The 16,792-nt window shown below is 28.1% G+C and carries 9 protein-coding genes and 2 CRISPR repeat arrays; all 9 genes read left to right on the top strand.

Going from position 1 to position 16,792, the window contains the following annotated elements:
• Positions 1–119: 119 nt before the first annotated feature.
• Positions 120–1,721: a CRISPR direct-repeat array (repeat unit 30 nt; unit sequence GTTGAACCTTAACATAGGATGTATTTAAAT).
• Positions 1,722–2,391: 670 nt separating this feature from the next.
• Positions 2,392–3,087 carry a CRISPR-associated endoribonuclease Cas6 gene (locus LQK79_RS19695; protein WP_053241487.1) on the top strand — a complete coding sequence of 232 codons (696 nt, stop codon included), beginning with the start codon at positions 2,392–2,394 and terminating at the stop codon, positions 3,085–3,087.
• A gap of 13 nt (positions 3,088–3,100) precedes the next feature.
• Positions 3,101–4,852: a type I-B CRISPR-associated protein Cas8b/Csh1 gene (gene cas8b / locus LQK79_RS19690; RefSeq protein WP_231017597.1), complete on the top strand. Its 1,752-nt coding sequence runs from the start codon at positions 3,101–3,103 to the stop codon at positions 4,850–4,852.
• Complete coding sequence (locus LQK79_RS19685) at positions 4,845–5,807, top strand: type I CRISPR-associated protein Cas7 (protein WP_053243287.1); 963 nt, start codon at positions 4,845–4,847, stop codon at positions 5,805–5,807. Before cas8b ends, LQK79_RS19685 begins: the two co-directional genes overlap by 8 nt.
• A 3-nt stretch (positions 5,808–5,810) precedes the next feature.
• Positions 5,811–6,551, top strand: a complete 741-nt coding sequence (gene cas5b / locus LQK79_RS19680) for a type I-B CRISPR-associated protein Cas5b (RefSeq protein WP_053241490.1) — start codon at positions 5,811–5,813, stop codon at positions 6,549–6,551.
• Positions 6,552–6,560: 9 nt separating this feature from the next.
• Positions 6,561–9,146, top strand: a complete 2,586-nt coding sequence (gene cas3, locus LQK79_RS19675; protein ID WP_231017596.1) for a CRISPR-associated helicase Cas3' — start codon at positions 6,561–6,563, stop codon at positions 9,144–9,146.
• The gene (gene cas4 / locus LQK79_RS19670; protein ID WP_053241491.1) at positions 9,143–9,637 is read left to right on the top strand and encodes a CRISPR-associated protein Cas4; all 495 of its coding nucleotides are present in this window, start codon (positions 9,143–9,145) and stop codon (positions 9,635–9,637) included. The genes cas3 and cas4 overlap by 4 nt, the downstream gene beginning before the upstream one ends.
• Before the next feature lie 97 nt (positions 9,638–9,734).
• Complete coding sequence (cas1b, locus tag LQK79_RS19665; protein WP_053241492.1) at positions 9,735–10,742, top strand: type I-B CRISPR-associated endonuclease Cas1b; 1,008 nt, start codon at positions 9,735–9,737, stop codon at positions 10,740–10,742.
• The gene (gene cas2 / locus LQK79_RS19660; RefSeq protein WP_053241493.1) at positions 10,742–11,026 is read left to right on the top strand and encodes a CRISPR-associated endonuclease Cas2; all 285 of its coding nucleotides are present in this window, start codon (positions 10,742–10,744) and stop codon (positions 11,024–11,026) included. The genes cas1b and cas2 overlap by 1 nt, the downstream gene beginning before the upstream one ends.
• Before the next feature lie 209 nt (positions 11,027–11,235).
• A CRISPR array of direct repeats spans positions 11,236–15,645; the repeat unit is 30 nt; unit sequence GTTGAACATTAACATATGATGTATTTAAAT.
• A 128-nt stretch (positions 15,646–15,773) separates the two neighbouring features.
• A partial coding sequence (locus LQK79_RS19655; protein WP_231017598.1) for an IS256 family transposase occupies positions 15,774–16,792 on the top strand: 1,019 nt, incomplete at its 3' end.

Genomic DNA, 16,792 nt, shown 5'->3' with positions numbered 1-16,792 from the left:
ATTATAACTTATCTAGGCTATTTTTCATACATTCTTATATGATCATTTTCCTACAATCTTATGTTAGCATTTATATATTTAAATGCACCAAGGGTCCAAACATCATTCTCTGGAAGCTAGTTGAACCTTAACATAGGATGTATTTAAATCTATATAAGACCTTTAATTGGAGAATAGGGATAAGTGTTGAACCTTAACATAGGATGTATTTAAATTAAATAATATATTAGTGTTGTGTGGAATAGGTATGTTGTTGAACCTTAACATAGGATGTATTTAAATGATAAAAAGTAAGCTTCATATAAGTAGCAATGCGAGTTGAACCTTAACATAGGATGTATTTAAATATAGACAGTCAATATGCTGCTGAATTTTTAGTTTATGTTGAACCTTAACATAGGATGTATTTAAATAAAATCCTCCCTAATTCGCACTATATTCACTGTAGTGTTGAACCTTAACATAGGATGTATTTAAATCCACAATTTGATTTAATGATTTATATGATGAACTCGTTGAACCTTAACATAGGATGTATTTAAATGCATTAGGAAGCCCTAACATAGATGGTTTAGAAAGCGTTGAACCTTAACATAGGATGTATTTAAATTCTGATATGTGGTTTTTTCTTAAGGCTATCGTCAAGGTTGAACCTTAACATAGGATGTATTTAAATTTAGTTACAGTTAAGTCGGTTATATTGGCTTTAGTTGGTTGAACCTTAACATAGGATGTATTTAAATAGAAAAGATGAAAAGATGAACATATGTAATTCCAGTTGAACCTTAACATAGGATGTATTTAAATTTAAATCAAATTGTGGTGAGCCTCTATATTCTTTAAGTTGAACCTTAACATAGGATGTATTTAAATTCTTTGAATCAAGTTAATTTTGCACCTACGAAGTAAGTTGAACCTTAACATAGGATGTATTTAAATTTTGATAATGTAAAGATATAACTATGTTCAAATGGTTGAACCTTAACATAGGATGTATTTAAATTGCAATGAAAACTTAAAAGTCTACCAGATTTTAAAGTTGAACCTTAACATAGGATGTATTTAAATCTATACATACCATTGTGATAAAGTATTGCAAAGTTGTTGAACCTTAACATAGGATGTATTTAAATTATAACAAGTAAATCTGCATTACATAGTCCTCTTAGTTGAACCTTAACATAGGATGTATTTAAATTTGTTACGGTCAAATGGATTGGATTTTAAAATATCCGTTGAACCTTAACATAGGATGTATTTAAATTAGGTTGGAAACTTGTGATGCAAAATTGGACAAGTGTTGAACCTTAACATAGGATGTATTTAAATCACATTAATTCTTGCATGAATGAAGTCCTTTTATTGTTGAACCTTAACATAGGATGTATTTAAATATATGGCTTATCAATGTGGGTTAGGCTCTAAGAATGGTTGAACCTTAACATAGGATGTATTTAAATCAGATATGTGACAGAATGTAAGCACAGGGAGGAGGTTGAACCTTAACATAGGATGTATTTAAATTCTGTAAACCAAAATATTGGTCTATAGGTGTCATACGTTGAACCTTAACATAGGATGTATTTAAATATAACTGCTGTTGGGGATGACATATATGCTGTTATTGTTGAACCTTAACATAGGATGTATTTAAATGTCTTGTTAATTCCATTACTATTCACCCTTTCCAGGTTGAACCTTAACATAGGATGTATTTAAATTGTCCATATTGCTATACTTACTGGAGATAGTAGACTGTTGAACTTTAACATAGAATGTACACATCTAGAGTTTGCGCGAGAGCGCATATGACTTCATGAACAAAATATTCGGCAATTAAAAAAATAATGCTCCAAACAAATAAACTATAATAAAATAGATAAAAGTTTGCGCGAGAACGCATAGGACTTCAAAAACCAAATATTCAGTAATAGAAAAAATAATGAACCAAACAGAATATAAGGATGTATTTAAATTATTTATGCACTTATAGGTTATACAATTTTAAGAGAGTACTTTATTAATTGAGTAAAATTGGTTATAATAAAATAAAAAGCAACTATTTATTGATTAACTTTAACATATGGTGTATTTAAATAAGTTTTTTATCTATTTTTTATTAGAGTTTGAACATCAACATAAAATGTATAAAAGAAGAAATGGTCATAAAAGATGTATGATTGTTTCTTTTTTTATTTATATCAAAGTTTTTTATATATTTTTTAAAAATAGTATTGAAATTCCATTTATGGAGATATACAATATAATTACAAAGTGATTTACAAAACTCTTAAAAGTAATAAACAAATAATGTCCTTCCATAATTTTTTTACTTAATGCAAATATTTTATACAATTAAGATTTTAATATCATAAGGGGAGGTGAACAAAATTGCTAAAAGTATATGAACTTTCGCTAAAAACATATCTTCTTGAAAATATAGAAGAAAAAAATGTCCTTCAATCAATAGCAGAACTAATAGATAAAAGTTTTACTAAAAATTCAGAATTGGCAGAATTTCACGAAACAAATACTTACAAAAAATATGTATTTAACGCATTGTACCCAATCGAAAGAAATAAAGTTTATTTTAAAGGGAGAATATATAGTTTTCAAATAAGAACTGTAGATGAAAAGCTGTGCAGTCATTTTGAAAAGGTGCTTGTTAATGAATATACTGATAAGCTTAAAGTTTTGACAGTACAGAAAAGAGTTGTTCCTAAAAAGAATATAGAAAAACTATATAGTATTACACCATGCATAGAAAAATTTGAAGAAGGCTATTGGAAAAACAATCATTCTGTAGAAGAGTTCGAAAAAAGATTGACAGATAACTTAATAAAAAAATATGCCCAAATCTTAGGTGAAAAAATAGATAAAGATATAGAGCTATTTACACTGATTAGCTTTGATAATAAAAAACCTATAGGAGTTAATTACAAGGGCGTAAAGCTGCTTGGAGATAAAGTAACACTATATGTAGCAGGAAATTCAACAGCTCAGGAAATTGCTTATCTGGCCCTTGGAACAGGAATTTTGGAAATGAATGCCAGGGGATACGGTTATGTAAACTACAAATGGATGTAGGAGGTGAGAAGACATGCTCAAGGATTGCATTGATAAGTTTTATAGTATTTATGATGAAGATAAAGAAAATTATATCTTAGATGATTATTATTTAAGAGAAGGAACTTATCTTTTGGTAAATGATAATGGAGATATAGAGCAAGAATTGAAAGTGAGTAAAAATAACATTGATAGAACTTATGAATATTATGGTTATTTTGTTGAAAGAGACTATTTGTCGAAAATTTTCGATACAAATAAATCAATAGAAAATAAGAGATTGATTCACAGCAATAATTATCTGTCTTTTTTTATAAAGAAGGACAGCATAAAGGAAAAGCTTACAGAAGATATTATAGATACATACTATGATATACTTTTAAATCCTATGAAAAAATATGAAAAAGATAAAAACAAGAAGAGTATGTATGAGGAAGTTGAAAAGGAATGTGGCAAGGTAAATGAAGAAAAGCTGCAAAAAAATAAAAGTTGGATCAAAGAACACATAAAAAATTTAATTGGAGACGGAAACAAGGAAAAAAATTATCTTAAAATATTTTTTGAAGCAGATATTGAGGAATATAGAAAAGAAAGCAAAAAATATATAATTCCTAACATATACAACAGTACGCAATATAACATAGATATTAGAGGTATAACTTATGGACTCCCAAATGACAATATGGGACTTAATGCTAAAAAGCCATATCTTGAAAATAAATCACGCAAAAACACACTTCCATATTTAATATCAACTGAAGAAGTAAGTAAGCAGAAAAAGTTTTTTGATTACTTAATGAATAATGCAAACCAAGGAAAAAACAATGTATATATAAGTGACGATAAAATAAAATGCCTGCCTAAGGGGCAATTCCTAGAAGATAATTTTAATGGATATTTTTTGAGAATACAGAAAGGAAAAGAACTTGAAATTCACGATTTTGACAACATAGTAGGAATGAGATTTAAAATCAAAAATCTAAAAATTCAAATGGTTATCCCAATTGATTATAAAAATGTCAAACCAGCTTTAAAGCATGATAAGATAGAAAATCTTAAAGAACTTGAAGCTAATATAAATGCAGTTTTATTTAATAAATTTTTGTCTAACAATTATTTTACAAAGCCAAAGGATATAAGACTAAATGATTTTAGAGTTAAGGAAAATTTGCTAATATATAGAGAAGCTTTTTTTGCATGGTTTTATAAAGGAAATTCAAGTGTAATAAGAGAAAGCTTCGGAAAATTGACAATGAGTTTGATAAAGAACTCAATTAGAAATAATAATTTAATCAGGGCAAAAGAACAGTATAACCTTGGATATGGTGTACTAGAATATTTTGAAGGAGTGAAGAATATGGCAGATATCTTAAAAGGTTTGGCAGACAAGCTTAGAAGGAAAATCAATAGCGAAAATCCTAATGAAATTAGTCTTGAAAGCGATGATGAGTATTATTTTGCTGCGGGACAAGTTGTTAGTTACTTAATATCCTTAAATAAATCAAGTAAAAAAAATCTTTCTTTTATAAATCCTATCTTGAATTGTAAAAGCAATGAAAGGTTTAAACAAGAAATAATTTATCTACTGAGAAAATATAGTTATGCCATTTGGGATGTAAATAAGAGGTTTAAAAATTTACAGTCAATGATTTGCGGATATATACCAGAAGGAAAATTGAATGAAAATTTATTTGTTGCAGGTTATCTTTACATCAATTTAATATATGAGAAAAATAAAGTTGAAAATCAAAATAATGAAACTGAGGGAGGAAAAAATCATGAATAAAAGAGTTTACGGAGTTATAGGAATAAAATCTGTTATGGCAAATTGGAATGCCGATTTTAGTGGGCATCCAAAGTCTATATTTAATGGGGAAATTTTTGGAAGTGATAAAGCGCTAAAATATCCAATGAAAAAAATGTGGGATGAAAAAGGGGAAAAGGTGCTGTATATTAAATCCTTAAAAATTGAAGAGGATAAAAAGGAAGGCGTAAAGGTTAGACCAAAATCTCTTAAAGAAAGATATGAAGAGATATTTGAGGTGAAGGATTTAAAGAAAGAAAAGGATAGTAAAAAAGTTATTACAAATTTATTTAGTGCAGTAGATGTGAAAAATTTTGGAGCAACCTTTGCAGAGGAAGGAAATAATATAGCTATAACAGGGGCAGTGCAGATAGGTCAGGGCTTTAATAAATATGAAGATACAAGCGTTGAGGAGCAGCAAATATTATCACCATTTAGGGATGCCAGCAAGGAAAAAAATAATACTGGCGGAGAAGATGATAAAGAGGCTGCTAATTCAACTACCTTGGGAACTAAAATTGTAAGCAGCGAAGCACATTATTTTTATCCTTTTGTAATTAATCCACTTGCCTATAAAGATTATGTAAAAATGGAAGTGACAGAAGGATATACAGAAGAAGACTATAGTAAATTTAAAGAAGCTGCAATAATATCAGCAACAGCCTTTAACACAAATTCTAAGCTTGGTTGTGAAAATGAACTTGCAATTTTCATTGAGACAAAAGAAGATTTATATTTGCCAGACTTAACTCAATATATACATTTTGAAAAAGGAGAAGATAAAAATATTATAACTCTAGGTTTTGACAGCATATTAAGCAAGGTTTCAGATAGAATTTTAAATATTGAAGTATACTATAATCCACTAACTACTGAATTTGCAAATACGCTAGAAAAGGCAAAGCATTTTAATATTTTTACAAGGGAAGTGCTCTAAAACATGAAGGCTTTAAAATTTACACTGAAAGGACAAACGGCTTTTTTTAAGAAACCAGACGTGAATACATATTTGTATTTTACATATGGAAATATTCACAAAATAGCAGTTTTAGGTATACTCGGTGCTGCCTTAGGCTTTAGTGGTTATAATCAGCAGGATAAAAAAACTGTTTATCCAGAGTTTTATGAGAAGCTTAAGGATATAAAAATAGCTATAGTGCCTTTAAATGAAAGAGCTTATATTCCTAAGAGAGTGCAGAGCTTCAATAATTCCGTTGGATATGCCTCAAAGGAAGCAGGAGGAAATTTAATAGTTACAGAGCAATGGCTTGAAAAACCGCGTTGGGAAATATACGTGGAGCTTAATCCAAATATATATGGTGAGGAAATAGCAGGAAGTTTTAAGAAAAGCAGCTTCGTGTTTCTGCCATACCTTGGGAAAAATGATCATTTTGCTGATATAGAAGAGGTAGAAGAAGTAGAACTTCATGAAGAAAAAGAAGTTAATAAGCTTCATAGCTTGTTTTTTAAAAAGCACTTTGAAATATTGAAGAATGATAGCTTAGATTTATTTGAAGAAGAAGAGATTGTTTGGAAATACGAAGAAAGATTACCTGTACTTCTAGAGGAAAGCACAAATCAATATATAACAGAGAGAATGGTATTTACTAATGCCAGACTTGAATTAAAAGAGAAGTGCAAGGTTTATTCATCTGGCGATAAAAATCTATTTTTATTTTAGGAGGCAGCCATGTATTTTGAGGATGTAAAAAAATTTGATATAGAGAAAAATGTTTCGGATTTAGACGAGTTTTATGCGCATTTAAAGAAAGATGGAAGAGAAAAGCTCAAAAATCACATAGATTTAGTCTATAGTTATTTTTTAAAGCTCTGCGCAGAAAAAAATTTAGATGATGTGTTTTTGCGGCTCGAAGGAAGTTTTTTTAAACCTTCAGATAAAGTGGCAATAGGGCTTTGGAAGGAACTAATAGTCAATGCAATATATATCCATGATATTGGTAAGGTTAATGAACAATTTCAGCTTTTTAAAATGAAAAATGAGAAATTTAAGGATATAGATACTCTTACTGTGCATTCTAAACATTCAATGCTTTCTGCATGCATATATTTTGATTATTATTTAGAAAGGGTTAAGGGCATAGAAAAAAGTAGTTCAAGTACAATCATTTTGTTTTTAACCTTAAATTCATACATTATATCAAAGCATCATGGAACATTAGAAAACCTTGCACAGTTTAGAGAAAAGTTTTTTGATGCGTTTAGTGATTATAAAGAAAAATCAGCTTTGTATAGAAGCTATAGAGGGAAAATTAAAGAAAAATCTGATGGCTTTTTTGAAAAAGTATATAAAAATATAGAAAAAGCAATGTTAGATATTGAAAAGAATGAAAAGTGGAAATCCATTGAAGTATATATTTATTCAAAGCTTCTTTTTTCTCTTCTTACAGCTTCTGATTTTTATGCAACCTCAAATTACAGTACTGGCAAAAAAATAGATTATATGGGTACCATTAAAGATATAAATAAGTACTACTCTATTTATAAAAATAGCGAAATATATGAAAAAATACAACTTCATAAAGAATTTTTAAAGGGAAATGGAGAAAGTCCTTTTAAGAAAAATGATATAAATAGACTTAGGACGGAAATGTTTTTGGAGGCGGAGGAAAATTTAGAAAAAACAATTAATGAGAGTATATTTTATTTAGAAGCACCTACAGGGGCTGGAAAAACTAATACCTCAATAAATTTAGCTTTTAAATTGCTTGAAAAGTGTAAAAATTTAAATAAGATTTTTTATATATTTCCATTTAATACTTTAGTAGAGCAGACTAAAAATTCTTTGGATGATATATTTCAAAACAATAAGGAAATAAAAAGAGAAATAGCGGTTATAAATTCTATAACACCAATAATGACAGAGGATGAAGAAGAGGACGATAAGGAAATATATAATAAAGAGTTAAAGAGAAAGGTAGATTATGATAAATCACTTTTAGATAGACAATTTTTTCATTATCCTATTGTATTAACCACGCACGTAAATTTATTTACTCATTTATTTGGAAACAGTAGAGAAGCAGTGTTCCTAATAGCACATCTTGCAAACAGTGTAGTTATTCTAGATGAGATACAAAGTTATAGAAACAATCTTTGGAAGGAAATAATTATATTCTTAAAAAAATATGCTGAGGTACTTAATATTAAAATAATAATAATGTCTGCAACCCTTCCAAGGCTTGATAAATTAACTGATTCAGATAAGAGCTTTGTGCAGTTGATTAAAAATAGAAGTAACTATTTTGAAAATCCACTTTTTAAGAATAGGGTTAAATTAGATTTTTCATTGCTAAACGAAGAAGCTCCAATAGAAAAAATAAAGGAAAAAGTTATAGCTATATCAAAAAATTCTAATAAGAACATATTAATTGAATTTATAAGTAAGAATACTTCTATGGATTTCTTTAAAGCTTTGATTGAAATCAATAAAAGTGAAAAGCTAAAAAGAAAGCTGCTGCTTATAACAGGTGATGATAATAAGGCAGAAAGAAATAAAATAATAAAACAGGTTAAAACGGAAAAAAATATAATTCTTGTGGCAACACAGGTTATAGAGGCTGGTGTGGATATTGATATGGACATCGGTTTTAAGGATATGTCTATATTGGATGCAGAGGAGCAGTTTCTTGGAAGAATAAATCGTTCCTGTAAAAAACCAGAAGGCGGTATGGTATATTTTTTTAATCTGGATAAAGCCACTTATGTTTATAAGGGAGATTATAGAAAGGAAAAAGACATTACGCTTCTAAATAAAGAAATAAGAGATATGCTAGTAAACAAAGATTTTTCTAAATTTTATGATTTAGTTATGGAAAGAATAGAAAAAGGCTTAAGCAAAGAAAATGATAGAAATATTGATGAATTTAGAGAAGATATGATTTTAAAATTAGATTTCCAGGGTATAGAAAAAAGGATGCAGCTTATAGAAGATGAGGATAAGGAGTATCAAATTTTTTTAAGCAGAAATATAGAGCTTGAAAATAGTGAAATCTTAAATGGGTATGAAGTTTGGGAGGAATACGTTGAACTGCTAAAGGATAACAAACTTGGGTACGCCGAAAAGAAGGTTAAGCTTTCTATAGTAAATGAAAAGATGAATTATTTCATATATAAGGTAAAACATTTATCTATTTCATACAATGATTTTGCTGGAAATATATATTATATAAAAAATGGAGAAGATTATTTTACAGAAGGTAAGTTTGATAGAGATAAATTAAACAAAAGTGAGACAATTGGATGTGATATGTTATGAAAATAAATGGAACGCTAATAAACTATTATTTCCACTGCAAACGGCAATTTTGGCTTCATGGAAATAGAATCAATCTTGAAGATAACAGTGATGATGTCCGTATTGGTAAAATTCTTCATGAGCTTAAAAGCGAGGGTAAAAAGAATACTGAAATTTCAATAGATAATGTGAAAATAGATAAAATAACTGATGAATATCTTGTTGAAATAAAAAAATCTGATGCTGACATAGAAGCTGTGAAGTGGCAAGTACTCCTATATTTAAAGATATTGAAGGACAAAGGCATTGAGAGAAAAGGCAAAATTGAATTTGAAGAAAAAAACAAGCAAAATAAAAAAATAATATATATTGAGCTTACGGGAGAACTGGAAAAAGAATTGGAAAAATTAAAGATAGATATGGAAGAACTTATGGAAAGTGATATGCCTCCTAAAACCTACGAAGTTAAGAAGTGCAAAAAGTGTGCGTATTATGAATACTGTTATGTATAAGGTGTTAGGATGAAATTTAAGTCATTTAATTTTCAAAGGCTGTGGATTCGGTGTGAATAATTGGCAATCTATAAAATAAGCTGATGAGGAAGTGGAAATGGTGAGCAGTGGAACAAAATATATTATGAGTATGGGAGATATTAAAAGAAAAGATAATTCCATATTATTTAAAAATGAAAAGGGTAATTCTTATTTGCCTATAGAATCGGTAAAAGAAATATACTGTATGAATGAAGTGAATGTTAACAGCAGATTCCTCGATTTGGCAGCTAAAGCAGGTATTACAATTCATTTTTTTAATTATTACGGATATTACAGCGGAACTTTTTACCCTAAAGAGAATCTTGTAAGCGGTAACTTAACTATAAAGCAAGCTGAGGCATTTTTAAATAAAAGGAATGTAATAGCAAAGGCTTTTGTGCAGGGGATTGCAGATAACATATATGAGGTTTTATATCATTACTACAGACATGGCAAAAGTGAACTTAAGGAGACTTTAGATTGGATAAAAAAGGCTGTCCCTCTGTATTTGCAAAATGATAAGATAAATATAAAACAGATACTTAGAGTGGAAGGTGAAGTTTGGCAAAGATTTTATAGTGACTTTAAATATTTCCTTCCAGAGGAGTTTGTATTTAATAAAAGGGTAAAGAGACCGCCAGATAATCCTATGAATGCTCTTATTTCTTTTGGAAATTCTATTTTGTATTCTAAAACTGTGGCTCAAATTTACAATACCCATTTAAATCAAACTATAAGTTTTCTACACGAGCCATCCGAGGGCAGATTTTCGTTAAGTTTGGATTTATCGGAAGTATTTAAGCCAGCAATAGTATATAAAACTATATTTGAACTGGTCAATACTAAAAAGCTTCAGGTTACAAAGCATTTTGATAGAAAATATAATTATTGTTTATTAAATACTGCTGGAAAAAAGATATTTGTACAAGCTATAGAAGAAAGATTTGATGAGGTTTTTCAGCATAATAAATTGAAGAGAAAGATATCCTACAAAACTGCAATAAAATTGGATGGATACAAGCTTATAAAATTTATACTTGAAGGTAAGGAATTTAAGCCCTTTAGCTTGAAGGAGATGGTTTAATGCGGAAAAACTTTAATTTTAATTATGCTTTTGTTTTTTACGATGTAAATGAAAAGCGAGTAAATAAGGTTTTTAAGGTATGTAAGAAGTATTTTTACCATCACCAAAATTCTGTGTTTAGGGGTACAATAACCCCAGCCAATCTAATAAAGTTGAAGAATGAAATCGATAAAATAATTGAAGGTACAGACTTTGTAACGATAATAAAGCTCATAAATGGTGATTGCTTTGATGAGGAAACCTTAGGGATAAATGAAAAAAATACAGAGGATTTAATACTTTAAGTTACAATTTTAGTGACTATAAATAAATGAATTTTTCCAACCATTAAAATGAATAAAGGTGGTTCAATCTATTGCAAATCAATACCTTGAAGCACTTTTTATATACTTTTTTGAAAAAATGAAAATCGGTTGGAAAAATTTCCGCGAAATCCTTTATTAATGCGGGTTAAAAGAGTATAATAAAAATAAATAATGGCTATTTTACAGTGGTTGAACATTAACATATGATGTATTTAAATAAATCAATAGTTCTTGTAATTATCAACGGAGCATCTAGTTGAACATTAACATATGATGTATTTAAATATAAAAATTTGTTTAATGTAATTTTCTACGTCTTCTGTTGAACATTAACATATGATGTATTTAAATTGAGTTCCAATATTAGTATACTCATTAAGAAATCTGTTGAACATTAACATATGATGTATTTAAATTTATGTCTAAACTCATCTTCGCTCCAAGGATATTTTGTTGAACATTAACATATGATGTATTTAAATAAGTCTAAGGCTAATAGATTCCAACCTACAAAAAAGTTGAACATTAACATATGATGTATTTAAATTATTCTTTATCTACATCTTGTCCGTTATTTCGTTTGTTGAACATTAACATATGATGTATTTAAATATTTTACCTGGTCTGCCACCATCTTTTGAGCTGGCAGTTGAACATTAACATATGATGTATTTAAATTCAAAAATAATCTGTTGGCGTCCAGAATCTAATAGCGTTGAACATTAACATATGATGTATTTAAATTGTTACGCCTCCTTAAAAAATGTATAAAAAAGAGCTGTTGAACATTAACATATGATGTATTTAAATTGTTTTAATCTTGCTTTTTGAGCTAGTTCTCTTGTTGAACATTAACATATGATGTATTTAAATCTGTTTTGCCATCTGCTGTAGTAAAAGTTCCATTAGGTTGAACATTAACATATGATGTATTTAAATTTTGCTATATCTCTTATAGTAAAATCATCTTCACTGGTTGAACATTAACATATGATGTATTTAAATTAAACTTTAACCAATGTTACTAGTCTAGTTAATAAGGTTGAACATTAACATATGATGTATTTAAATTGTGCCTGCTGTTGTTTGTCTAAAGCGTCAATTTGGTTGAACATTAACATATGATGTATTTAAATTACAAAGTGGCAGTTGAAGCTTTAGAACCTATTGGTTGAACATTAACATATGATGTATTTAAATTTAGAATCTCTAACTTCCCAACGGTGGTGACATTGGGTTGAACATTAACATATGATGTATTTAAATAGTAAAAATATCTCTCTATGTTTAAAACATTTTCTGTTGAACATTAACATATGATGTATTTAAATAGGAATAGAAATTGAATTAAAACGCATTAATAATTTTGTTGAACATTAACATATGATGTATTTAAATATTTTATTGTCTTGTGCTTTAATATCTATGCGAATAGTTGAACATTAACATATGATGTATTTAAATAACTCTGGCATATCTCCTATGGCATTTGCTATATGTTGAACATTAACATATGATGTATTTAAATACTATCTAAATAGTCTTTCATTGTATCTTCAAATTGTTGAACATTAACATATGATGTATTTAAATTTCCCTGCAATCTCTATATGATAATTATTCTTTTTCGTTGAACATTAACATATGATGTATTTAAATTAAAATGACAAAGGAATTGAAAAAAGAATATTCTTCGTTGAACATTAACATATGATGTATTTAAATTCATCTTATTCATTGCCTGTTCACCATACCTTGCCGTTGAACATTAACATATGATGTATTTAAATCCGCTTAAGATTACTCTTGGTATAATATGCAAATAGTTGAACATTAACATATGATGTATTTAAATGAATTCAAAACAATGAATTCAATCTTTTTTACTTGTTGAACATTAACATATGATGTATTTAAATTTATAATATTAAAAATTCAATACTTCTAATATTATGTTGAACATTAACATATGATGTATTTAAATATTCTTTTTTCTTCTTCTGCTTCTAATACTAAATCGTTGAACATTAACATATGATGTATTTAAATTAATCGGTGAAGAAGTTGCATTTGAAATGTCCGCATGTTGAACATTAACATATGATGTATTTAAATAAAAACGCTTAAGCGGGGGCAAAACATTAACCCCCGGTTGAACATTAACATATGATGTATTTAAATAGTGTATTAGATAGATATGTAGCAAAGAGGGTGTAAGTTGAACATTAACATATGATGTATTTAAATTGGCACTAGAATGTTATGTCTTAGATTAATTGGAACGTTGAACATTAACATATGATGTATTTAAATCTATTGTATAATTCAATTTGTTACTTTTCATTAATGTTGAACATTAACATATGATGTATTTAAATATATCAGTTAATGTATTATGAACCTCGGTTTGATTGTTGAACATTAACATATGATGTATTTAAATGCAAAATACTTTTTAGTACCTTTCAAATTAAATAGTTGAACATTAACATATGATGTATTTAAATATAGAAAACAATTAATAAATTAAGTAAATAATATGTTGAACATTAACATATGATGTATTTAAATAGTATTAATATTATTTGTTAATAGACTATGGTTAAGTTGAACATTAACATATGATGTATTTAAATGATATATGGTTTTTCCTAAGAGCTGCTATCAGGGTGTTGAACATTAACATATGATGTATTTAAATTCTGTTATCCCAAGGCTATAATAGGCTCCTACACCTGTTGAACATTAACATATGATGTATTTAAATAAATTATTATCATTAGTTATTTGTATATTATCTGATGTTGAACATTAACATATGATGTATTTAAATCGCCTAAGAAAGGGAATCTAAATTTGCCAAAATAGGTTGAACATTAACATATGATGTATTTAAATTTTTTACAGTATTTATCTATTCTAGTCTTAAGATTTGTTGAACATTAACATATGATGTATTTAAATTTAATACAATCATTTTCCTTTATAACAGAGCCAATAAGTTGAACATTAACATATGATGTATTTAAATGTGGAGTAGCAAGTACAATAAGAAGTTTCTTGCATGTTGAACATTAACATATGATGTATTTAAATGCCATATGTGCAGCATTTTGAGTTGTCTGCGTTGCGGTTGAACATTAACATATGATGTATTTAAATTTAGATAGATTAAGCAAACAAGTTGAAAACATTGTGTTGAACATTAACATATGATGTATTTAAATCTTAATGGATAACAACTTTCTTTTGTTGAATGCTCAGTTGAACATTAACATATGATGTATTTAAATAAATAAGCATCACATCTTTTGTCTGTAGAAAAAGTGTTGAACATTAACATATGATGTATTTAAATAGTTCTTTTTGCTCTAAATATCCTAGTTTATCGCAAGTTGAACATTAACATATGATGTATTTAAATGTTTCATTTGTTTCAATAACTGCACCTTTATCTATTGTTGAACATTAACATATGATGTATTTAAATAAGCTAATTGTGGGTACTTCTTTAAATGCTTAATAGTTGAACATTAACATATGATGTATTTAAATCTAGATATCAATGATTTGAATGGAATATTAGAAAGTTGAACATTAACATATGATGTATTTAAATAACATGTTGTCAACTTCTCGTTTAAAATTTTCCCATGTTGAACATTAACATATGATGTATTTAAATGACAATGCAGACCTAGAATTTACTTTAAACCAGTTGGTTGAACATTAACATATGATGTATTTAAATTTGTTTTATTCCTCCACGTCTGGAGGTACGATCGTAGTTGAACATTAACATATGATGTATTTAAATAGATTATCAAAAACAGTACGCAGACATGGCAGAAAAGTTGAACATTAACATATGATGTATTTAAATGCCTTTGCTGTATCTCCACTATATGAATCTAGGGTGTTGAACATTAACATATGATGTATTTAAATGAGTGTGTATAACCTTTGCCATGATAAGTCGAATAGTTGAACATTAACATATGATGTATTTAAATAGAAATGAAAATGTCAATGAGAACAAGAGGAATTAGTTGAACATTAACATATGATGTATTTAAATCGAAATAAGAATTAACCACCTTAAAAATAAAGTGGGTTGAACATTAACATATGATGTATTTAAATTAACACAATAAATTACATGGAACAAGGCGGTGCTGGTTGAACATTAACATATGATGTATTTAAATGCAGTTAAAGCTTCAAATAGATAACTTAAAAAGTCTGTTGAACATTAACATATGATGTATTTAAATTTAGAAACAGAGGTATTACCGCTTAGTGTAATAGGTTGAACATTAACATATGATGTATTTAAATAGATGAAACAGGCTATACAGATGTTTCAACAACTGTTGAACATTAACATATGATGTATTTAAATCTACTAAAAATCAATATATTCCCTATCCCCTCTAACGTTGAACATTAACATATGATGTATTTAAATGAACACATATTGTGGGAAGGGAAACCTTCTAACTGTTGAACATTAACATATGATGTATTTAAATAGAATAAAAAATGCCCTCTGCAAAAGGGCAAAATAAGTTGAACATTAACATATGATGTATTTAAATTAATCATTCTCCTTTAGAGAGTGTAAAATAAAGTGTGTAAGTTATAAAAAAGCTTACGCACTTTGTTCATTATACAGGGTATGTTAAAATAAAAAAACAAAGGAATGAAAAGGATGAGAATAGAAACTATGGCAAGAAAAAATAATGATGCACCCCAAAACAAGATCATAAATGAAATATTAGAACAATATAATCCAACTACTGTTGAAGATATGCAAAATGCTTTAAAGGATATCTTTGGACCTATGTTTGAAGCTATGCTTAAAGGAGAAATGAATAACCACTTAGGTTATGAAAATAATGATCATAGAGAAAAGAAAACAACAAATCGTAGAAATGGCTATACTAAAAAAGTACTTAAAACTTCGAATGGTTCTATTCCTATTAATGTTCCAAGGGATAGAGAATCTACATTTGAACCTAAATTGATACCTAAAAGATCAAAAGACGTATCTGGTATACAAGACAAGGTTTTATCAATGTATGCAAAAGGAATGAGCCAAAGAGATATAGCTGATACAATTGAAGATATATATGGATTTGAAATTTCCCATGAAACTATTTCTGATATTACAGACAGTGTACTTGAAAATCTTGAGGAATGGCAAAACAGACCTCTAAAGAAGTTCTATACATTTATTTTTGTAGATTGTATGTATGTTACTATGCGTAAAGAGTATGAAACAAAAAAATACGCAGTATATACCATATTAGGCTATGATATAGATGGATATAAGGATATACTTGGATTATGGTTAAATGAAGAAGAAAGCAAACATACTTGGATGCAAATTTTTGATGAAATAAAGGCCCGAGGAGTAGAAGACATTTTATTTATATCTATGGATGGTGTATCTGGTTTAGAAGAAGGTGCAAAGGCAATATTTAAAGATGTGACAGTTCAAAGATGTATTGTACATCTTATAAGAAATTCTATAAAATATGTCCCAAGTAAGGACTACAAACCATTTACTGCAAATTTAAAAAAAGTATATGGAGCACCAAGTTTAAAAGCAGCACAAGCTGAATTTGAAAAATTCAAGCAGACATGGTCACAGTATCCTGGTGCTGTAGATGTTTGGAAAAGGAATTTTAAATATGTAGAACAGCTATTTGATTATGGCAGTGCTGTTAGAAAAGTTATGTA

Source organism: Clostridium guangxiense (assembly GCF_021043395.1).
Classification (GTDB): Bacteria; Bacillota; Clostridia; order Clostridiales; family Clostridiaceae; genus Clostridium_S; species Clostridium_S guangxiense.
Note: the sequence above shows the minus strand (reverse complement) of the source record. Positions and strands in the feature narration are given on the sequence as shown.

What these genes read in the sequence shown, in the direction of transcription:
- cas8b (WP_231017597.1), top strand. Translation starts at nt 3,101, where the DNA reads ATGCTCAAGGATTGCATTGATAAGTTTTATAGTATTTATGATGAAGAT.
- cas3 (WP_231017596.1), top strand. Translation starts at nt 6,561, where the DNA reads ATGTATTTTGAGGATGTAAAAAAATTTGATATAGAGAAAAATGTTTCG.
- cas5b (WP_053241490.1), top strand. Translation starts at nt 5,811, where the DNA reads ATGAAGGCTTTAAAATTTACACTGAAAGGACAAACGGCTTTTTTTAAG.
- cas4 (WP_053241491.1), top strand. Translation starts at nt 9,143, where the DNA reads ATGAAAATAAATGGAACGCTAATAAACTATTATTTCCACTGCAAACGG.
- cas2 (WP_053241493.1), top strand. Translation starts at nt 10,742, where the DNA reads ATGCGGAAAAACTTTAATTTTAATTATGCTTTTGTTTTTTACGATGTA.
- cas1b (WP_053241492.1), top strand. Translation starts at nt 9,735, where the DNA reads ATGGTGAGCAGTGGAACAAAATATATTATGAGTATGGGAGATATTAAA.
- LQK79_RS19685 (WP_053243287.1), top strand. Translation starts at nt 4,845, where the DNA reads ATGAATAAAAGAGTTTACGGAGTTATAGGAATAAAATCTGTTATGGCA.